General features: G+C 74.9%; 22 protein-coding genes and 1 tRNA gene. 16 read left to right on the plus strand and 7 right to left on the minus strand.

Going from position 1 to position 19,196, the window contains the following annotated elements:
- Positions 1-811: 811 nt before the first annotated feature.
- Positions 812-2,809: an ATP-dependent DNA helicase gene (locus I4I82_RS20395; protein ID WP_218595940.1), complete on the minus strand. Its 1,998-nt coding sequence runs from the start codon at positions 2,807-2,809 to the stop codon at positions 812-814.
- A 405-nt stretch (positions 2,810-3,214) separates the two neighbouring features.
- Between I4I82_RS20395 and I4I82_RS20400 the strand changes: the two genes are divergently transcribed.
- Positions 3,215-4,093 carry a thioesterase family protein gene (locus I4I82_RS20400; protein ID WP_218593334.1) on the plus strand — a complete coding sequence of 293 codons (879 nt, stop codon included), beginning with the start codon at positions 3,215-3,217 and terminating at the stop codon, positions 4,091-4,093.
- On the opposite strand, the gene I4I82_RS20405 is transcribed toward I4I82_RS20400, so the two are convergent.
- Both I4I82_RS20405 and I4I82_RS20410 read right to left on the minus strand, forming a co-directional pair.
- Positions 4,090-4,653 (minus strand): isochorismatase family protein, encoded by a 564-nt coding sequence (locus I4I82_RS20405; protein ID WP_218593335.1) that lies wholly within the window; start codon positions 4,651-4,653, stop codon positions 4,090-4,092. The two genes, I4I82_RS20400 and I4I82_RS20405, sit on opposite strands and share 4 nt — an antisense overlap.
- 1 nt (position 4,654) lies before the next feature.
- Entirely contained in the window at positions 4,655-5,953 is a 1,299-nt protein-coding gene (locus tag I4I82_RS20410) for a nicotinate phosphoribosyltransferase (protein ID WP_218593336.1), read from the minus strand.
- 37 nt (positions 5,954-5,990) lie between these two features.
- Between I4I82_RS20410 and clpS the strand changes: the two genes are divergently transcribed.
- Both clpS and I4I82_RS20420 read left to right on the plus strand, forming a co-directional pair.
- Positions 5,991-6,290, plus strand: a complete 300-nt coding sequence (gene clpS, locus I4I82_RS20415) for an ATP-dependent Clp protease adapter ClpS (RefSeq protein ID WP_218593337.1) — start codon at positions 5,991-5,993, stop codon at positions 6,288-6,290.
- Positions 6,287-6,838, plus strand: coding sequence for a DUF2017 domain-containing protein (locus tag I4I82_RS20420; RefSeq protein WP_218593338.1), 552 nt, complete (start codon positions 6,287-6,289; stop codon positions 6,836-6,838). The genes clpS and I4I82_RS20420 overlap by 4 nt, the downstream gene beginning before the upstream one ends.
- Before the next feature lie 27 nt (positions 6,839-6,865).
- Here I4I82_RS20420 and I4I82_RS20425 read toward each other — a convergent pair whose 3' ends face one another.
- Positions 6,866-8,575, minus strand: coding sequence for a bifunctional metallophosphatase/5'-nucleotidase (locus I4I82_RS20425; protein WP_443690127.1), 1,710 nt, complete (start codon positions 8,573-8,575; stop codon positions 6,866-6,868).
- A 67-nt stretch (positions 8,576-8,642) separates the two neighbouring features.
- Between I4I82_RS20425 and I4I82_RS20430 the strand changes: the two genes are divergently transcribed.
- The 12 genes from I4I82_RS20430 (at position 8,643) to rdgB (ending at position 16,907) form a co-directional block, all read left to right on the plus strand.
- On the plus strand, positions 8,643-9,065 hold the full coding sequence (locus I4I82_RS20430) for a GNAT family N-acetyltransferase (RefSeq protein ID WP_226370158.1): 423 nt from the start codon (positions 8,643-8,645) through the stop codon (positions 9,063-9,065).
- Positions 9,066-9,143: 78 nt separating this feature from the next.
- Positions 9,144-9,722 carry a M67 family metallopeptidase gene (locus I4I82_RS20435; RefSeq protein ID WP_218593339.1) on the plus strand — a complete coding sequence of 193 codons (579 nt, stop codon included), beginning with the start codon at positions 9,144-9,146 and terminating at the stop codon, positions 9,720-9,722.
- A gap of 56 nt (positions 9,723-9,778) precedes the next feature.
- Positions 9,779-10,048, plus strand: a complete 270-nt coding sequence (locus I4I82_RS20440) for a MoaD/ThiS family protein (RefSeq protein WP_172154098.1) — start codon at positions 9,779-9,781, stop codon at positions 10,046-10,048.
- 7 nt (positions 10,049-10,055) lie between these two features.
- On the plus strand, positions 10,056-11,003 hold the full coding sequence (locus tag I4I82_RS20445; RefSeq protein ID WP_218591382.1) for a PLP-dependent cysteine synthase family protein: 948 nt from the start codon (positions 10,056-10,058) through the stop codon (positions 11,001-11,003).
- Between the two features lie 314 nt (positions 11,004-11,317).
- Positions 11,318-11,929 (plus strand): rhomboid family intramembrane serine protease, encoded by a 612-nt coding sequence (locus I4I82_RS20450; protein WP_218591381.1) that lies wholly within the window; start codon positions 11,318-11,320, stop codon positions 11,927-11,929.
- A 57-nt stretch (positions 11,930-11,986) separates the two neighbouring features.
- Entirely contained in the window at positions 11,987-12,799 is an 813-nt protein-coding gene (gene murI, locus I4I82_RS20455) for a glutamate racemase (protein WP_218591380.1), read from the plus strand.
- Positions 12,799-13,998: an MFS transporter gene (locus I4I82_RS20460; RefSeq protein WP_443690120.1), complete on the plus strand. Its 1,200-nt coding sequence runs from the start codon at positions 12,799-12,801 to the stop codon at positions 13,996-13,998. Before murI ends, I4I82_RS20460 begins: the two co-directional genes overlap by 1 nt.
- Positions 13,995-14,357 carry a hypothetical protein gene (locus I4I82_RS20465; RefSeq protein ID WP_218591379.1) on the plus strand — a complete coding sequence of 121 codons (363 nt, stop codon included), beginning with the start codon at positions 13,995-13,997 and terminating at the stop codon, positions 14,355-14,357. Before I4I82_RS20460 ends, I4I82_RS20465 begins: the two co-directional genes overlap by 4 nt.
- Complete coding sequence (locus I4I82_RS20470) at positions 14,350-14,757, plus strand: hypothetical protein (protein ID WP_218591378.1); 408 nt, start codon at positions 14,350-14,352, stop codon at positions 14,755-14,757. Before I4I82_RS20465 ends, I4I82_RS20470 begins: the two co-directional genes overlap by 8 nt.
- A 10-nt stretch (positions 14,758-14,767) precedes the next feature.
- A complete protein-coding gene (locus I4I82_RS20475; RefSeq protein ID WP_218591377.1) occupies positions 14,768-15,541 on the plus strand; it encodes an MBL fold metallo-hydrolase in 774 nt (257 codons plus the stop codon).
- 32 nt (positions 15,542-15,573) lie between these two features.
- Positions 15,574-16,320, plus strand: coding sequence for a ribonuclease PH (rph, locus tag I4I82_RS20480; RefSeq protein ID WP_218591376.1), 747 nt, complete (start codon positions 15,574-15,576; stop codon positions 16,318-16,320).
- Entirely contained in the window at positions 16,317-16,907 is a 591-nt protein-coding gene (gene rdgB / locus I4I82_RS20485) for an RdgB/HAM1 family non-canonical purine NTP pyrophosphatase (protein ID WP_218591375.1), read from the plus strand. The genes rph and rdgB overlap by 4 nt, the downstream gene beginning before the upstream one ends.
- On the opposite strand, the gene I4I82_RS20490 is transcribed toward rdgB, so the two are convergent.
- The gene (locus tag I4I82_RS20490) at positions 16,904-17,293 is read right to left on the minus strand and encodes a carboxymuconolactone decarboxylase family protein (RefSeq protein WP_372451435.1); all 390 of its coding nucleotides are present in this window, start codon (positions 17,291-17,293) and stop codon (positions 16,904-16,906) included. The two genes, rdgB and I4I82_RS20490, sit on opposite strands and share 4 nt — an antisense overlap.
- Positions 17,294-17,391: 98 nt before the next feature.
- Here I4I82_RS20490 and I4I82_RS20495 point away from each other — a divergent pair, with 98 nt between their 5' ends.
- Entirely contained in the window at positions 17,392-18,045 is a 654-nt protein-coding gene (locus I4I82_RS20495; protein ID WP_218591373.1) for a TVP38/TMEM64 family protein, read from the plus strand.
- A 3-nt stretch (positions 18,046-18,048) separates the two neighbouring features.
- Here I4I82_RS20495 and I4I82_RS20500 read toward each other — a convergent pair.
- Positions 18,049-18,122 (minus strand) — tRNA-Leu (locus tag I4I82_RS20500).
- Between the two features lie 568 nt (positions 18,123-18,690).
- A complete protein-coding gene (gene bcp, locus I4I82_RS20505) occupies positions 18,691-19,158 on the minus strand; it encodes a thioredoxin-dependent thiol peroxidase (protein ID WP_218591372.1) in 468 nt (155 codons plus the stop codon).
- Positions 19,159-19,196: the final 38 nt, after the last annotated feature.

Below are 19,196 nucleotides of genomic sequence, written 5' to 3' on the forward strand. Positions count from 1 at the left end.
GCGCATCGCGTCCTCGCGGATCTTCTCGGCGAACACCGCGTCACCGGCGGTCTGCCCGGCGAGCAGCAGCCGCCCGTACTTCGCCCGCCCGTCGAACTCGCCGACGGTCGGCAGCTCCGGCCACCCGAGGTCGACGAACCCGATCCGCCGTCCGTCGGACGTGCACACCTCGTGCTGCAGCAGCGGGGACGGCGGCCGGGCCGACCACATCGCCACCCTGCTGCGGGACTCCCCGGGACTGCGCCCGCCACCGTCCGCGAACGCCACGGCTCGGCGCGCCGCGGCCCGCCCGGTGCGGCCCGTACGGTCGACCGCCGCCCGCAGAGCCGCCGGGACGGTGAGCGGACGGCCGTCGGCACGCGGGGCGAGTGCCGCATCGGCCACCACGACCGCCTGCTCGAACGGCACGACCGCCGCCACGTCGGCGATCGTCCGGGCGGGCGCGGTGACCCGAACGCCCCCGATGGTGACGACGTCCACGTCCGGCAGCGGGACGAGGTGCCGGTGCACCCCCCCCGGTCACCCGCCCTCCGCCCGACCCGTCGCGCGAGACGTGCACCCGGTCGAGCGGCACGCCCCAGGCGGGGAGCCCGAAGAGCACGGCGGCCGAGTGGTGGCTCACCACCCATCCCGGTGCGAGGTGCGGCAGCGTCGCCTGCACGAGCAGCGCGTGCCGCGCCCCGCGCGCTCACGTCCCCGCAGTCACGTCCCCGCTGACAGTGAAGTGGCTCTACTGCCACCCAGTGACAGTGAAGCCACTCCACTGTCACAAGGGGGGCGTACGGGGGGCGTGGGCGAGGCGGGCTGCGCCTCAGGCCCCCCGCAACCGCCTCAGAGCCGCGTGGACCTTCTCCCGGTCGTCCGTGGCCCAGAACGGGGGGAGGCTGGCGCGCAGGAAGCCGCCGTAGCGGGCGGTGGCGATGCGGGAGTCGAGGATCGCCACCACCCCGCGGTCGTCCATGCCCCGCAGCAGGCGGCCGGCGCCCTGGGCGAGCAGGAGGGCGGCGTGGGTGGCCGAGACCGACAGGAAGCCGTTGCCGCCGCGGGCGTCGGTGGCGCGCTGGCGGGCGGCGACGAGCGGGTCGTCGGGCCGGGGGAACGGGATGCGGTCGATGATCACGCACGACAGCGACGGCCCCGGCACGTCCACGCCCTGCCACAGCGACAGCGTGCCGAACAGCGAGGTGGCCTCGTCCTCGGCGAACTTCTTCACCAGCTGCATCGTGGAGTCGTCGCCCTGGCACAGCAGGGGCGTGGACAGCCGCCCGCGCAGCGCCTCGGTGGCCTGCTTGGCCGCGCGCGTCGACGAGAACAGCCCGAGCGTGCGCCCGCCCGCGGCCTCCACGAGCCCGGCGATCTCGTCGAGGGTGGCGGGGGCGAGGCCGTCGCGCCCGGGCGGGGGCAGGCGCTTGGCGACGTAGAGGATCCCGCTGCGGGCGTGCGCGAACGGCGACCCGACGTCCATGCCCGACCACTTCGGGGCGTCCGACTCCTCGGAAGGGGCGTCCGACGGCGGCAGCCCCCACTGCCGCGCGAGCGCGTCGAAGTTGCCGCCCAGCGCGAGCGTGGCGCTGGTGAGCACCACCGTCGACCGCCCGAACAGCCGCTCCCGCAGCAGCCCACCCACCCACAGCGGCGCCGCGCGCAGCACCTTGTGCCGGGACCCGTCGGGGCCCTGCTCGCCCAGCCACACGACGTCGCGCCGCTTCGACGGGTCGGGCTCGGAGAACGCGTCGAGCAGCCGGACGGCGACCTCGGACACCTCGTCGAGCGCGGCCAGCGCCAGCTTGCGCGCGGCCGAGCCCTCGGGGTCGTCGCGGCGCTCGGGCCCCAGCGACTGGCGGCACTCGCCCGCGGAGTCGCGGATCGTCGTGAGCACCCCGGCGGCGGCGGGGGACAGGGCGTCCCAGCGGCCGGGCGGCAGGTCGTCGAGCACCATCGCCAGGCCCTCGCCCGCCTCGGCGAGCCGGTCGGCCACGGCCTGGTCGACGAGCTTGCCCAGCCGGCGCGCGGCCGCCCCGACCGTGCCGGACGTCAGCTCCGCGGTGGCGACGCCGGTGACGCGGTCGACGAGCTCGTGCGCCTCGTCGACGACGACGACGTCGTGCTCGGGCAGCACCGGCCGTCCCTCGAGCGCGTCGATGGCGAGCAGCGCGTGGTTGGTGACGACGATGTCGGCCCTGCCCGCCTCGGCCTTGGCCAGCTCGGCGAAGCAGTCGTCGCCCACCGGACACTTCGACGCGCCCACGCACTCCCGCGCGGTGACCGACACCTGCCGCCACACCGCCTCGGTGACGCCGGGCACGAGCTCGTCGCGGTCGCCCTTCTTCGTGGTGTCGGCCCACTCGTGCAGCCGCTTCACCGCGCGGCCCATCGCGGACACGGCGAAGGGGTCGAACAGCTCGTCGGCCGGGTCGACGTCGTCGGGGCCGTGCAGCTTGTTGAGGCACAGGTAGTTGCGCCGGCCCTTGAGGATCGCGAACGTCGGCGCCCGCCCGAGCAGGGGCGCCAGGGCCTTGGCGAGGCGGGGGAGGTCGCGGTCGACGAGCTGGCGCTGCAGGGCGATCGTGGCCGTGGAGACGACGACGCTGCGGTCCTTGTCGACGGCGTGGTGGATCGCGGGCACGAGGTAGGCCAGCGACTTGCCGGTGCCCGTGCCGGCCTGCACCGCGAGGTGTTCGCCGCTGGTCAGCGCCTTGCGGACGGCCTGGACCATCGCGTCCTGGCCCTCGCGCCGGGTGCCGCCGACGGCCTCGACCGCGGCCTCCAGCAGCTCGGCGACGCCGGGGAGCGTGGTCTTGGCGGGCACGTCGGGGAGGCTACCCGGCGGGTCGCGCGCCCGGACCGGAACCGTTCGCCGCACACCCCCCGTGACACTCTTGTGACCAGCGGCACACGCGGGTACAAATGGGTCCACGGAACGGCGGCAGGCCAAGGCCGGATCGGTGGAGAAGATCCCGTCCTCCCGGTCGTCGATCCCGGTACGAGCAGACGGGTACCCACGCGGAGCACGCCGCCGAGGCATCAGCGCCGTGGGTCTGCAGCGGTCGGCGACACCCGCCGTCCGATGCCGAGACCGCCCACACGGCCACCTGCGCACGCCTGGTAGCCCGTGTGCCCGTACCTTCGAACGCCGCCCGTGAGCAGCACGGGCGGCGTTCGGCTGTCCGGGGTCACACCGTTCACTGGGGCGGGTGACGGCACAATGGCGACGGTGACGTCCACGCAGCTGCTGCTCGATCCCGCCTCGTTCCCCGTGCTCGTCGAGCACCCGGCCCGCTACAGCGACCTCGACCCCAGCCGGCGCATCGGGCGTGACGCCCTCGTCCGCTGGTTCGAGGACGCCCGCGTCGCCGTCGAGCAGGACGCCTTCGGCGCCGATCTCGGCACCCGCCTGCGCGGCGAGATGCGCCTGCTGCTCGCCTCGGTCCGGGTCGACGTGCTGGCTCCGCTCCGCGTCGCCGGGCACTACCGCATCGGCCTCGGGGTCACCCGGATCGGCACGTCGTCGTTCACCTACTCCTACGCCGTGTTCGCGGGCGACGAGTGCGTCGCCACCGGCGAGTCGGTCAGCGTGCACGCCACCGGCGACGGCCCGGCGCCGCTGCCCGACGCCGTCCGCGCCGCTCTGGAGCTGCTGCGCGTCGCGGGGGAGCCCGCGCCGCGGCCCGAGCGCGAGCACCGCGTCCGCGAGGCCTACCCGTTCCGCCTCGACATCCGCACCCGCTTCGGCGACATCGACACCAACCGCCACGTCAACAACGTCGCCCTCGCGGGCTGGTACCTCGACGCGCTGGCCGAGCTGCACCTCGACGTCCTCGGCTATCCGACGGGCGGCCCGCTCGACGGCCTCTCGCCCAGCTCGCTGTCGGTGCAGTACCTCGACGAGGTGCACTACCCGGGCATCTACCAGCTCCGCGTCGGCGTGCTGGAGCTCGACGACGACTCCGTGCTCTACGCCTGCGGCCTGTTCGACGGCCCGCGCTGCATCGGCGTCGCGCAGGCCCGGGGCGCGCACCTCGCGCACAGCGGCGACGGCGACCCGGTCGAGCTGGCCGCCGCGCTGGAGCCGTTCCGGATGCGGTCGGTCTAGGCGTCCGGCGCCGGGGCGTCGAGCACCGTGACCCCGGCCGCGCGCAGCTCCTCGAGCGCGCGGGCGGTCGTCTCCGGCGCGACCCCGGCGCACAGCTCGAGCCGCACCGTCGTGTCGAGCCCGGCCGCCACCGCGTCCAGCGCCGTGGCGCGCACGCAGTGGTCGGTGGCCAGCCCGACGACGTCGACGGTGTCGACGCGCCGCTCCACGAGCCAGTCGCGCAGGGTCACCCCGCCGGGATCGGTGCCCTCGAAGCCGGAGTAGGCGGCGGTGTAGGCGCCCTTGTCGAACACCGCCTGCACCGGCGCCACGTCGAGCTCAGGGTGGAACGACGCCCCGGGCGTGCCCGCGCGGCAGTGCGGCGGCCAGCTGTCGACGTAGTCGGGGGTGTCGGAGAAGTGGTCGCCCGGGTCGACGTGGTGGTCCCGGGTGGCGACGACGACCTCGTAGTCGGCCATCGCCGTGGACACCGCGGCGGCCACCGCGGCACCCCCGGTGACGGCGAGCGAGCCGCCCTCGCAGAAGTCGTTCTGCACGTCGACGACGATCAGCGCGCGCACGTCACACCTCGAACGTCGTCGGGATGGCGGGCTCGCCGCGCGAGAGTTTGAGGCCCTCCCACGGCACCGACACCAGCGCGGCGCGCAGGTGCTCACGCGACTGCTCCAGCGTCGGCAGGTCGGGCACCGGCTCCCCGCCGCGCAGCAGCGGCACCGGCATCACGCGGTCGTGCGGGCCGACCGGGACCGGCCGCCCGGTGGCGTGCACGACCTCCTCGACGGCCGTGCCGGTCGGCTTGTAGCGCCGCACCGCCGACTTCGCCCCGCCGCGCGACTCCTTCGCCGCGCTGCGCTTCGCGACCGGCCGCCCGTCGACCTCGACGAGCTTGTAGACCATCCCTGCGGTCGGCGCGCCGGAGCCGGTGACGACCGAGGTGCCGACGCCGTAGGAGTCGACGGGCTCGGCGCGCAGGGCGGCGATCGCGTACTCGTCGAGGTCTCCCGACAGCACGATGCGCGTGTTCACCGCACCGAGGGCGTCGAGCTGCTCGCGGGCCTGGCGGGCGAGCTCGCCGAGGTCGCCGGAGTCGATCCGGATGGCGCCGAGCTCCGGGCCCGCGGCCTGCACGGCCAGCTCGACGCCGCGGCGGATGTCGTAGGTGTCGACGAGCAGGGTGGTGTCGGCGCCCAGCGCCTTGACCTGGCTCTGGAACGCGCCGAGCTCGTCGTCGTGCAGCAGGATCCAGGCGTGCGCGGCCGTGCCCGCGGTCGGGATGCCGTGGCGCCGCTCGGACTCGAGGTTCGACGTGGCGCCGAACCCGGCGAGGTACGTCGCCCGCGCCGCCGCGACCGCGGCCGCCTCGTGGGTGCGCCGCGACCCCATCTCGATCAGCGGGCGCCCGGCCGCCGCCGTCACCATCCGCGCGGCCGCCGAGGCCACCGCCGAGTCGTGGTTGAGGATCGACAGCGCGAGCGTCTCCAGCACCACGGCGTCGGCGAACGTGCCGCGCACCGAGAGGATCGGGGAGCCCGGGAAGTACAGCTCGCCCTCGGGGTAGCCGTCGACGTCGCCGGCGAAGCGGTAGGCGGCCAGCCAGTCGAGCGTCGGCCCGTCGACGACGTGGCGCAGGGCCGCGAGCTCCTCGTCGCCGAAGCGGAAGCGGGAGATCGACTCCACGAGCCGCCCCGTGCCCGCGACGACGCCGTAGCGCCGCCCGTCGGGCAGCCGGCGCGCGAAGACCTCGAACACGCACTGCCGCCCGGCGGTGCCGTCGGCCAGCGCCGCGGCCACCATGGTCAGCTCGTACCGGTCGGTGAGCAGGGCCGTCGAGACCCCCGCCGACTGCGGACTACCACTCATGGGACCGCACCTTATGTCCCGTGCCACCATGGGGGGCATGACGGCGCCGCTACCCGCACCCACCCGTCAGACGGACGTACACGTCGACGAGGACGTCTCCGGGGACGTCCCCTGGCAGGCGATCGTCTGGAACGACCCGGTGAACCTCATGTCCTACGTGGCCTACGTGCTGCAGAAGCTCTTCGGCTATCCCGAGCCCAAGGCCACCGCGCTGATGCTCGACGTGCACCACAAGGGCAAGGCCGCGGTGTCGGCGGGCGACAAGGACAAGATCGAGGCGGACGTGGCGAAGCTGCACGCGGCCGGGTTGTGGGCGACCATGCAGAAGGCCTCATGAACGGCTGGAAGAAGTCCGGGCGCGGGTCGAGGGTGCGGCTCGTCGCCTCGCTGGAGGCGCAGGAGGCCGCCGTGCTGCGCGGGCTCGTCGCCGAGGTGAAGCAGATGCTGGCCGGGCGCGTCGAGCAGAACCCGCCCGACGAGCTGGCGGCGATCACCGGCATGCGCACCGGCCCGTCGACACGTCCCGACGACCGCGTCCTGGCCCGCCTGCTGCCCGACTTCACCACCGAGGACGCCGACCTCGCCGCCGGCCTGCGCTCGCTGCACGAGCCCGAGCTGATCGAGGCCAAGGACGCCGCGGCCACGCTCGTCCTCGACACGCTGCCCGAGACCGGCGGGAAGGTCGAGCTCACGGTCGAACAGGCCGACACGTGGCTCGCCGCGCTCAACGACGTCCGGCTGGCGCTGGGCACCGCGCTCGACGTCAGCGAGGACATGCCCGACCAGCTCGACCCCGACGACCCCCGCGCGTCGCACCTGGGCGTCTACCAGTGGCTGACGTTCGTGCAGGACGCGCTGGTGCAGAGCAGGATGCAGGTCCGCTGACGCGCGCCGGCGCCGGATGCAGGTCCGTCAGCCCGTCACCGTGATCCGGTCCTGCACCGGCGGGGCGAGGTCCGGGTCGGCGCCCAGGTAGGCGAGGAGGGCATCGAGGTCGATCTCGCCGCCGGTGAGGTCTGTGCCGTCGGCGAAGGCGGTGAAGCCGTCGCCGCCCGCGGCCAGGAAGTTGTTGACGGCCACGCGGTACGGGGCCTCCGGGTCGACGGGGACGCCGCCGATCGTCAGGCCGGTGGCGCGGTCGCCGACCGGCGCGGCGCCCGACCAGCTGTAGCGCAGCGTCGAGGAGACCTGCAGGATCCGCGGGCTCGACTGGCCCTGCCACTGCTGCTCCAGCGCCGCGTCGAGCTGCGCGCCGGTGAGCGTGAGGACCTGCATGATGTTGCCGAAGGGCTGCACCGTGAACACCTCGCCGTAGGTGACGACGCCGTCGGGCGCGAACGGCAGGTCGGCCCGGATGCCGCCGGGGTTGGTGATCGCGACCTGCGCGCCGGCGTCGCGGGTGGCGGCGAGCTGGGCGTCGGCGATGACGTCGCCCAGCGGGGTCTCGCCGGACGGCCCCCCGCTGCGGAGCAGGTCGGCCGCGATCGTGCCCACGGGCTCGTCCGCGATCGGTGCGGCGTCGGCGACGGCCTCGTCGACGATCGCCTGCACCTCCGCGTCCGGCTCGATGTCGCGGGAGACGATCTCGTTGCGCGCGGTGGTGCGGTCGCGCAGGACGTCGCCGGTGGCCGGGTCGACCGCCACGTCGACGACCGAGAGCAGTCGCCCGAACGACAGTCCCTGCACCAGCGGGCGGAGGTTCCCGGCGGGGTCGGGCCGCGCGCACACGTACTGCTGGTGGGTGTGCGCGGTGAACACGGCGTCGACGTCGGGGCTCACGCCGTCGGCGATGGCGGAGCCCGCGCCTCCGGGCTCGACGGAGCACTCCGACGGCCCGCCGCCCGCGCCCTCGTCGCCCTGGTGGACCAGCACGACCTGCGCGGTGACGCCCTGCGCGGTCAGCTCGGCCGAGGCGGTGTCGACGGCCGCGACCTCGTCGCCGAACGCCAGCCCCGCCACGGCCTCGGCGGTGACGACGGTCGGCAGCTCGCGCAGCGTCACCCCGATGACGCCGATCCGGACCCCGCCGACCTCGACGACCGTGCTCGCCGGCAGCGCGGGCGCCCCCGCGGTGTCGGTGACGTTGGCGCCCAGGAACGGGAAGGACGCGCCGTCGAACTCGGGGCGGAACACGCAGCCGTCGACGGGGTGGCAGCCGCCGTACTGCAGCCGCCGCAGCTCGGGGAAGCCCTCGTCGAACTCGTGGTTGCCAACGGTGCTCGCGGCGACGCCGAGGCGGTCGAGGACGTCGACCGTGGGTTCGTCGTGGAACAGCGCCGAGGCCACGGGGGAGGCGCCGACGTTGTCGCCGACCGAGAGCAGGACCGTGTCGGGCGCCTCGGCCCGCAGGCGTGCGACGTGCGCGGCGAGGTACGCGGCGCCGCCCGCCTCCACCGCGGCGCCCGCGGCGTCGTCGACCTCGCCGGACGAGCCCGACGGCGGCTCGAGGTTCCCGTGCAGGTCGTTGAACGCGACGATCCGCACCGCCACCGGCCCGCCGTCCGCGGCGGAGCCCCGGACGTTGCGCACCTCCAGCGCGACGATGCCGGCCACCACCAGCACCAGGACGACGACGAGGGCGATCACGGAGGGACGCGACAGCGCCCGGGTCTGCGACGGCACGGCGTGATCATGGCAGCGGGTGGAACTCCTGCCCACCGGGAGCGGCGACGATCTAGGGTGCGACGCCGTGGACATCAACGCCGTGGACATCGACGCCGTGGACATCGACGTGGACCCGCACCGGATCGACCGCGAGGTCGTCTGGGAGTTCCTCTCCACCCACGCCTACTGGGCCCGCTGGCGCACTCGGGCCGACGTGGAGACGCAGCTCGACCGCGCCTGGCGCGTGGCCGGGGCCTACCGCGACGGCCATCTGGTCGGGTTCGCCCGCGCCGTCTCCGACGGGGTGGCCTTCGGCTACCTGGCCGACGTGTTCGTGCTGCCGGAGGCGCGCGGCCTGGGCGTCGGGAAGGCCGTGGTCGACGCCGTGATCGAGGGTGACCCCCGCATCCGGTGGGTCCTGTTCACCGACGACGCCCACGGCCTCTACGCCGCGAAGGGGTTCGTCCCCGCCGACGCGACGTGCATGGTGCGGCCGTCGGCCGTCTGAGCGCCCTCATGTGGACGGGGGTGTGAGGCCGGGCTCCGCCGGGTGCGTCGTGACGGGGGCGCCACGTAGGCTGGACGGGTGCTGCAGATCCGCGCCGACCTCGTCGAGGAGATCATGGCGCACGCCCGTGCGGAGCACCCCCACGAGGCGTGCGGGATGATCGCGGGCTCCGAGGGCGCCGAGCGGCCCGAGCGCTTCTTCCGGATGACGAACGCGGCGAAGCCCACGGGCGACGCCGAGGCGCAGCAGCGCGAGCAGGTCCACCGCGCGCTGGTGCTGGGCGAGGCGCACGCGGAGTACCGCGGCGAGGTCCGGTCGTCGCTCACGTACTACACGTGGGACGTCAAGGAGCGGCTGCGGGCGCAGCGCGAGATGGACGAGCGCGACGAGTGGCCGGTGGTGATCTACCACTCGCACACGCGCAGCGAGGCCTATCCGTCGCAGGTCGACATCGAGGTGGCCTCGGGCCCCGCCAACGACCCGCGCATCCACTACGTGATCGTCTCGACGCGTCCCGACGCCGAGGCGCGCGTCCGCGGCCACGACCTCCGGTCGTTCCGGATCGTGGACGGTGTGGTCACCGAGGAAGAAGTCGACGTCGTGGAGACTTACATGTTCGCGCACACCGGCGCGGACGACGTCCCCGACCTCGATTGAGCCGCGGTCCCGACGCCCGTCCCGCCCGTCCCGAACACCACCTGGAGAGCACCCGCATGGCCACCGTGTCCGTCCCCACCATCCTGCGCACCCACACCGGCGGCGAGAAGTCCGTCGAGGCGAAGGGCAGCACCGTCTCCGAGGTGATCGCCGACCTCGACGCGAAGCACAGCGGCATCGCCGGCCGCCTGCTCAACGACGGCAAGCTGCACCGCTTCGTCAACATCTACGTCGACGACGAGGACGTGCGCTTCTCCGGTGGCCTCGACGCCCCGGTGAAGGAGAACTCGACCTTCACGATCCTCCCCGCGGTCGCGGGCGGCTGATCCCGCGATGCGGTACGACTCGCTGATCGCGGCGGTCGGGGACACGCCGCTGGTGGGGCTGCCGAACCTCTCGCCGTCGCCCGAGGTGCGCCTCTGGGCCAAGCTCGAGGACCGCAACCCCACCGGCTCGATCAAGGACCGCCCCGCGCTGGCCATGATCGAGAAGGCGGAGGCCGACGGCCTGCTCACCCCCGGCTGCACGGTTCTCGAGCCGACGTCGGGCAACACCGGTATCTCGCTGGCGATGGCCTGCAAGCTCAAGGGCTACTCGCTGATCTGCGTGATGCCGGAGAACACCTCGATCGAGCGCCGCCAGCTCCTGGAGATGTACGGCGCGCGGATCGTGTCGTCGCCGGCCGCGGGCGGGTCGAACCAGGCCGTCGCGATGGCGAAGGAGCTGTCCGCGGAGAACCCGAGCTGGGTGATGCTCTACCAGTACGGCAACCCGGCCAACGCCGACGCGCACTACCGCACCACCGGCCCGGAGATCCTGCGCGACCTGCCGACGATCACGCACTTCGTCGCCGGCCTGGGCACCACCGGCACGCTCATGGGCGTCGGCCGGTTCCTGCGCGAGCACAAGCCCGACGTGCAGGTCGTGGCGGCCGAGCCGCGCTACGGCGAGCTGGTCTACGGCCTGCGCAACATCGACGAGGGGTTCGTCCCCGAGCTGTACGACCCCGAGGTGCTCACGGCGCGCTACTCCGTCGGCAGCCACGACGCCCTGCGCCGCACCCGGGAGCTGGTGGAGCGCGAGGGCATCTTCGCGGGCATCTCCACCGGCGGCATCCTGCATGCGGCGCTGGCCGTGGCGGAGAAGGCGGCGGGTGCGGGCGACCGCGCCGACATCGCGCTGATCGTGTGCGACGCGGGCTGGAAGTACCTGTCCACCGGCGCCTACTCCGGTGAGCTCGACGACGCGGCCGACGGCATCGAGGGCCACCTCTGGGCCTAGCGGCCCACGGGTGCGCGGCGGCCCTCGGTCGGCGCACACCCGGCCGTCCCGCGCGCGTTCCCGTCTGCCGCGCGCGTTTCCTGCTCCCGCGGGCCGCCGGGGGCGCGCGGGAACATGTTCGGCGCGCGGGAGGAGCGGACGCGCGCTCGCAGGGGCGGTCGCGCTCGCGCCGGGCTCGCCGAGCGCCCGCGGCGGACTCACCGGGCGCCGACGGCGAACTCACCGAGCGCCCGCGGCGAACTCGCCGGGTGGGGGGTCCGCCGTGGAGCGTTCGGGCCTGATCCCCACCCCCGCGCGCCGGTAGTCTCGCAGGCATGACCGCACCCGCACCGCGCCGGACGATCGGGCGCGTGCTGCCCGCCGCCCCCGGCCGCTCCGCGCTGACGATGCTGGTCTTCACTGCGCTGCTCTACGTCGTCGAGGTGGCCGACGTCATCTCCGGGCAGACCCTGGAGCTCAACGGGATCCACCCGCGAGACACCGGTGACCTCGACGGCATCCTGTGGTCGCCGCTGCTGCACGGCGACTGGGCGCACCTGGCCGCCAACACCGTGCCGTTCCTCGTCTTCGGATTCCTCGCGATGGCGGGCGGGGTGCGGCAGTTCGTGCTGGTCACGGCCACGATCTGGCTGCTCGGCGGGCTCGGCGTCTGGTTCGCCGGCGACGACGGCAGCTACCACATCGGTGCGTCCGGGCTGGTGTTCGGCTGGCTCGCCTTCCTGCTGACGCGCGGCTTCTTCGCCGGCAGCGGGCGCCAGATCCTGCTCGCCGTCGTGCTGTTCCTCGTCTGGGGCGGCATCCTGCTCGGGGTGCTCCCGGGCCAGCCGGGCATCTCCTGGCAGGGGCACCTGTTCGGCGCGCTCGCGGGCGTCCTCGCGGCCTGGCTGGTGGCGCGGGCCGACCGCCCGGCGGTGGCCGCGCCGTAGGACAACCGCGCCGTAGGACGACCGCGCCGTAGCAGAGCCGGGCCGTAGGCTGGCGGGGTGAACCTCGACGCCCCCATCGGGATCTTCGACTCGGGCGTCGGCGGCCTCACCGTCGCACGCTCGGTGATCGACCAGCTGCCCGCGGAGCGCGTCGTCTACGTCGGGGACACCGCCCACGGCCCCTACGGCCCGCTGGCCATCGCCGACATCCGCCGCCACGCCCTCGCCGTCGGCGACGCGCTGATGGAGCGCGAGGTCAAGGCCATGGTCGTGGCCTGCAACACCGCGAGCGCCGCGTGCCTGGCCGACATCCGCGAGCGCTACCCGGTGCCCGTCGTCGAGGTGATCCGCCCCGCCGTCCGCCGGGCCGTCGCCGCCACGCACACCGGCCGGATAGGCGTCATCGGCACGCGGGCCACGATCGCCTCCGGCGCCTACCTCGACGCCTTCGTGGCGGCCAGGGACGTGCAGGTGACGGGGGCCGCGTGCCCGCGGTTCGTCGACTTCGTCGAGCGCGGCACCACCAGCGGGCGCCAGGTCCTCGGTCTCGCCCAGAGCTACCTCGAGCCGCTGCAGCGCGCCCGCGTCGACACCCTGGTCCTGGGCTGCACGCACTACCCGCTGCTCTCGGCGGTGCTGCAGATCGTCATGGGTCCCGACGTCACGCTCGTCAGCAGCGCGGAGGAGACGGCCAAGGACGTCGTCCGCGTGCTGTTCGAGGCGGGGCTGGCCCGCGAGCCCGGTGCGCCCGCCGGACCGCACGAGTTCCTCGCCACCGGCGACCCCGAGCCGTTCGAGCGCCTCGGTCGTCGCTTCCTCGGCCCCGAGGTCGGGTCCGTCGCCGCGCTGGCGCCCGCGGTCCCCCGGTGATCGGCTTCCGCCTGGCGCTGCTCGCGGGCGGCGCGTTCGCCGTCGGCACCAGCGCCTACGTCGTCGCCGGGCTGCTGCCCGAGATCAGCGCCGAGCTCGGCGTCACGGTGTCCGCGGCCGGGCAGCTCACGAGTGCGTTCGCCCTGGCCTACGCCGTGGGCGCGCCGGTGCTCGCCACGCTGCTGGGGCGCTGGGAGCGGCGGAACCTGCTCGTCGCCGCGCTGCTCGTGGCCGCGGCCGGCAACCTGCTCTCCGCGCTCGCGCCCGCCTACCCGCTGCTGTTCGCCGGCCGGATCCTCACCGCGCTGGGCGCCGCCGCGTTCACCCCGGCCGCCACGCACGCCGCCACCCTGCTCAGCCCGCCCGAGCGCCGCGGGCGGGCCGTCGCCGCGGTGTTCACCGGCATCACGCTCTCGCTGGTCGTCGGTGTGCCCGCCGGCACGTTCCTCGGCGCCACGCTGGGCTACCGCGGCGTATTCGGCGTGGTGGCGGCGCTGTGCCTGGTCGGCGCCGTCGGGGTGCGCACGCTGCTCCCGACCGTCGAGGCCCCCGCGCCCGTCGGTCTGCGCGAGCGCCTGGCCGTGGCCGCCGACCGCCGCGTGCTGACGATCCTGGGCATCACCGTGTTCGGGCTGATGTCGGTGCTGACGGTCTACACCTACATCGCGCCGCTGCTCGCGGAGTCCGCGGGCGTGACCGGGCCGCTGCTCGGGATCCTGCTGGTCGTCTACGGGATCGGCGCGCTGGTCGGCAACGACCTCGGCGGCCGCCTCACCGACCGCTTCGGCAGCCGCCGCCCGCTGCTCATGACGATCCCGGTCGTCGCCCTCGCCCTGGCGACGCTGCCGCTCACGCTGACCACTCCCGTCGGGGCCGCGGCGGCGCTGTTCGTGCTCGGCGGCGGGTTCGTCGTCAACTCGCCGGTGCAGACGCGGCTCATCGAGCTCGCCCCGAACGGCAGCGCGCTCGTGCTCTCGCTCAACGCGTCCGCGATCTACCTGGGGATCGGGCTGGCCGGGCTCGTCGGCGGCGGGGTCGTCGCCACCCTCGGGGTCCTCGCGCTGCCGCCGGTGGGGGCCGCGCTGTCGGTCGTGTCGCTCGGGCTGCTGTGGCTCGCGCGGCGCCAGGAGCCCGGTGTGGCGGCCGTCCCGGACGCCCCGGACGGCGGCACGCCCGGCAGCGGTAGCGTCGCCGCGTGATCGACGTGCTCGTGCTGGTCGTGGTGGTGGCGCTGGGCGCGCTCGCCGTCCACGGCCTCGTCACCACCGTGCTGAACCGGCCGCCCGACCGCTGGACGCGCCTGGCCGTCGCCGGCGTCGTCGGGCTGCTCGCCGTGCAGGCCGCGATCGCCGCGGTCCGGGTGTTCTCCGGCGTCACGCTGCCCGAGACGTCGACGTTCCTGATCTACCTCGTCGTCTCGGTGTGCGTGCTGCCGATCGCCACGCAGTTCGCCACGGCCGAGCCGACGCGCTGGGGCGGGGCGGTCATCGCGGCGGGGGCGGTCGGCACGGCCGTGGCCGTCGTCCGGCTGCAGGGGCTGTGGGACGCCGGTGCCTGACCAGATCCGTCCCGGGCGCACGTCGAGCGGCTTCGGGCGCCTGCTCATCACCGTCTACGGGATCTTCGCGCTGTCGGCCACCGCCCGCGCCGGAGTGCAGATCGCCACGCGGTTCTCCGAGGCCCCGCTGCCCTACCTGCTCTCCGCGCTCGCGGGCGTCGTCTACATCCTGGCGACGATCGGGCTCGCCCGGCGCGGCCCCGGCGCACGGCGCCTGGCCTGGGGCGCCGTCGGGTTCGAGCTGGCCGGCGTGCTGGTCGTCGGGCTGCTGTCGGTGTTCGACGCGGGGGACTTCCCGGACGACACCGTGTGGTCGGACTTCGGACGGGGCTACGGCTTCATCCCGCTCGTGCTGCCGCTGGTCGGGCTCTGGTGGCTGCGGCGGACCCGCGCGGGCTAGCGTGCCCGGCATGAGACTGGTCGTGCTCGGCTGCTCGGGCAGCGGCCCCGGGCCGGCCTCGCCCGCGTCGGGCTACCTCGTCGAGGCCGGCGACGTCCGGCTCGTCCTGGACCTGGGCAACGGCACGTTCGGCGCGCTGCAACGCCATGTCGACCCGTGGCGGCTCGACGCCGTCGCCTTCTCCCACCTGCACCCCGACCACTGCGCCGACTTCACCGCGCTGGTCGTGCACCGTCGTTACCACCCGTTCCCGCCCGAGGGCGCCGAGCGGCTCCCGGTGCTCGCCCCGGTCGAGGCGCCCGATCGCTTCGCCGCCGCCTACGCCCCCGACGCGGCCGAGCGCGCGGAGACCGACCTCTCCGACGCCTTCGACTTCCGCCCGCACGCCGCCTCGGCGACCGTCGGCGACGCCGTGCTGCGCACCGCGCCCGTCGACCACCCCTGCGAGGCCTACGCGCTGCGCGTCGAGCACGGGGGGCGCAGCCTGGTCTACAGCGGCGACACCGGCCCCGCCGAGGCGCTGGTCGACCTGGCCCGCGGCGCCGACGTCCTGCTCTGCGAGGCCACCTGGCCGCACGTCACGCCGAGCTGGGACGCCCCCCCGCCCGGCGTGCACCTGTCGGGCCGGCAGGCGGGGGAGCACGCCGCCGCGGCCGGGGTCGGGCGGCTGCTGCTCACCCACTGCCCTCCGTGGTTCGACGCCGGCGAGCTCGCCGACGAGGCGCGGGCGGTGTTCGACGGCGAGGTCGCCGTCGTCGCGGCCGACGGGTCCTACGAGGTGTAGGAGCGCCGGGGGCGCCGCATAGGGTGTCCTGCGTGAAGCGACTGGATGGCAGGACCGACGACGAGCTGCGCCCCGTGAAGCTGACCCGCGGCTTCCAGGCGCACCCCGCGGGCTCCGTGCTCGTCGAGTTCGGCGGCACGAAGGTGCTGTGCGCGGCGAGCGTCACGGAGGGCGTACCGCGCTGGCGGGCCGGATCGGGGCTGGGCTGGCTCACCGCCGAGTACGCGATGCTGCCCTCGGCCACGCACACCCGCAGCGACCGCGAGTCCGTCAAGGGCCGCGTCGGCGGCCGCACGCACGAGATCAGCCGCCTGATCGGCCGCTCGCTGCGCGCCTGCATCGACCTCAAGGCGCTGGGGGAGAACACGATCGCGCTCGACTGCGACGTGCTGCAGGCCGACGGCGGCACCCGCACCGCGGCGATCACCGGCGCCTACGTCGCGCTCGCCGACGCCGTCACCTGGCTCGGCGCGCGCCACCGCCTCGCCGACCCGCAGCCGCTGTCCTGCCAGGTCGCGGCCGTCAGCGTCGGGGTCGTGGACGGGCGCGTGCGCCTGGACCTGCCCTACGAGGAGGACTCGCGCGCCGAGGTCGACACGAACGTCGTCGCGACCGACCGGGGCACGCTGATCGAGGTCCAGGGCACCGGCGAGGGCGCCACGTTCAGCCGCGCCACCCTCGACGCCATGCTCGACTCCGCGCTCGCCGGGATCGCGCAGCTCTGCGCGGCGCAGGCCGAGGCCCTCGCCGCGCCGTACCCGGGGGGGCTGCCGTCGTGAGCACCCGGATCCTGCTGGCCACGCGGAACGCCGGGAAGCTCGTGGAGCTGCGGCGGATGCTGTCCGGGTTCGAGGTCGTCGGGCTGGCCGACGTCCCGGAGTTCCCCGACGCCCCCGAGACCGGCGCGACGTTCGCCGAGAACGCCCTGGCCAAGGCCCGCGACGCCGCGGTGGCCACCGGCCTGGTGTCGGTGGCCGACGACTCCGGCCTGGCCGTCGACGCCCTCAACGGCATGCCCGGCGTGCTGTCGGCGCGCTGGAGCGGGCGGCACGGCGACGACGCCGCCAACACCGCGCTCCTGCTGGCGCAGCTCGGCGACGTCCCCGACGAGCGGCGCGGGGCGGCGTTCGTGTGCGCCGCCGCGCTCGTCGTCCCGGGCGGGGAGGAGACCGTGGTGCACGGGGAGTGGAAGGGCACGATCGTCCGGGCCCCCCGCGGCACCAACGGCTTCGGCTACGACCCGGTGTTCGTGCCCGACGGCGAGCAGCGGACGTCGGCCGAGCTCGACCCGCAGGAGAAGGACGCGGCGTCGCACCGGGCGCTGGCGCTGGCCGCGCTCGTGCCGCACCTGCAGGCTCTCGGTTAGGTCTGCTCCTCGGCCAGCACCCGGCGCGCCACCGCGAACGCCGAGTTGGCCGCCGGCACCCCGCAGTAGATCGCGGTCTGCAGCAGCACCTCGACGATCTCCTCGCGGGTGAGGCCGTTGCGCAGGGCCGCGCGCAGGTGCAGCTCCAGCTCCGCGAGGTGGCCGTGGGCGACGAGCGCGGTGAGCGTGACGGCGCTGCGCATGCGCCGGTCGATCCCCGGGCGCGTCCAGATGTGCCCCCACGCGTACTTCGTGATCATCTCCTGGAAGTCGGCCGTGGTGGCGTCGGCGCGCGACAGGGCGGCGTCGACGTGGTCGGGGCCGAGGACCTCCCGGCGGACGGCGAGGCCGTCGGGGTCGAGGTCGAGCTCACGGGGTTCGGTCACGGCCGTCACGCTAGCGCCGGTGACGGGCGGGTGGCCGCCGGGTGACGGGCGTCCCCCACCGCGACGCGGGGGCCCCCGACGTCGGTACCGTCGACGCCGTGACCCTCCGGCGAGCGCTCCTGGGCCTCGTGGCGCTCGCCGCCGCGGTGGCCGTGGTGCTCGTCGTCCGCTCCGCCGGGCTGCCCGACGTGCGGGCGGCCGTCGAGGCGTCGGGGGCGTGGGCGCCGATGCTGTTCGTGCTGCTGTCGGGCGCGGTCACGGTGACGCCGGTGCCGCGCACGGTGTTCACCGTCGCCGCCGGGGTGCTGTTCGGCTCGGTGCTCGGCGTCCTGCTCGCCGTGGCCGGCACGACGCTGGCCGCGATGGCCGCGTTCTGGCTGGTCCGCGCCGTCGGCGGGTCGTTCGTGGCCCGCCACGCCCACCGCGGTCCGGTCACCTGGGTCCGCGCCCGGCTCGACCGCAGCGGCCTGCTCGCGGTGATGTCGCTGCGCCTGATCCCGATGGTCCCCTTCGCGGCGCTGAACTACGCCGCCGGGCTCTCGGGCGTCCGCTTCGCCCCGTACGTGGGTGGCACGGTGCTCGGCATCCTGCCCGGCACGGTGGCCGTGGTGGTGCTGGGCGACGCGGTGACCGGCGGCCGGCCCCACCCGGTGCTCCTGACCGTCTCGGTCGTGTGCGGCCTGCTGGGGCTCGGTGGGGCGGTGCTGGCGGCGCGGCGGCCGGTGGTCGTGGACGCCCAGCAGCCCGCGTAGCGGTGCCGACGGCGGGATTCGAACCCGCACTGACGGCGTTCTAAGCGCCGGCTCTCTGCCAGTTGGAGTACGTCGGCTGGACCTTGCGCCGGCACCAGGTGTCGGTGATGGCGTGGCAGTTCGGGCACAGGATACGGAGGTTCTCCAGCCGGTTGTCGGTGTGGTCGCCGTTGACGTGGTCGAGCGCGAGGGGCAGCGCACGGCCGCGCCACTCCCGCAGGCCGCACTCCTCGCAGTGGTCGGGCTCGATCCCGTCCCTGATCAGCCGCCGCCGGAGGCTGCTCCCCGACCCGGAGGTGGCGCCGACCACCAGGAGTTCCTCGAGCGGCCGGGAGTTCCGGCCGGGGAAGCGGCGACCCCGGGCCCACGCCTGGCCGCCGCCGAAGTGGCTCGTGTCGAGCTCCAGGCGCCTGCTGTGCGCGGCGATGTTGCGGAACACGCGCGGCGCGCCTCCCGCGCGCGTTCCCGTCTGCCGCGCGCGTTCCCAGCTCCCGCGGGCCGCCGGGGGCGCGCGGGAGCCGGTTCGGCGCGCGGGAAGGGCGAGGTGGGTCACCCTGCGCCGACCTCGTGCCCGCGCGGACCTGCTCGGCAAACTCGCCGGGGGGCCTTGACGGACTCGCCGTCCCGCGCGCGGGAAGCGCGGATTCAGACGTCGAGGTCCCGCCGCAGCTTCGCGACGTGGCCGGTGGCGCGGACGTTGTACTGCGCCACCGCGATCCTCCCCTCCTCGTCCACCACGAACGTCGAGCGGATGACGCCCGTGACGGTCTTGCCGTACATCGTCTTCTCCCCGAACGCCCCCCACGCCGCGAGGACGGAGCGGTCCTCGTCGGCGAGCAGGGGGAACGTCAGGCCCTCCTTGTCGCGGAACTTCGCGAGCTTCGCGGGTTTGTCGGGGGAGATGCCGACGACGTCGAGACCGGCGTCGCCGAGGTCGGCGAGGCTGTCGCGGAAGTCGCAGGCCTGCTTCGTGCAGCCGGGGGTGGCGGCGGCCGGGTAGAAGTAGACGACGACGCGGCGCCCGCGGTAGTCGGCCAGGGAGACCGGCTTGCCGTCGGCGTCGGGCAGGGTGAACTCCGGCGCGGCGTCACCGGGGGCGAGGCGAGTGGTCATGGGCGCGATCCTGGCACGACGCCCGCGGGCCGTGTGAT

The organism is Pseudonocardia oceani, from assembly GCF_019263585.2.
Lineage (GTDB): Bacteria > Actinomycetota > Actinomycetes > Mycobacteriales > Pseudonocardiaceae > Pseudonocardia > Pseudonocardia oceani.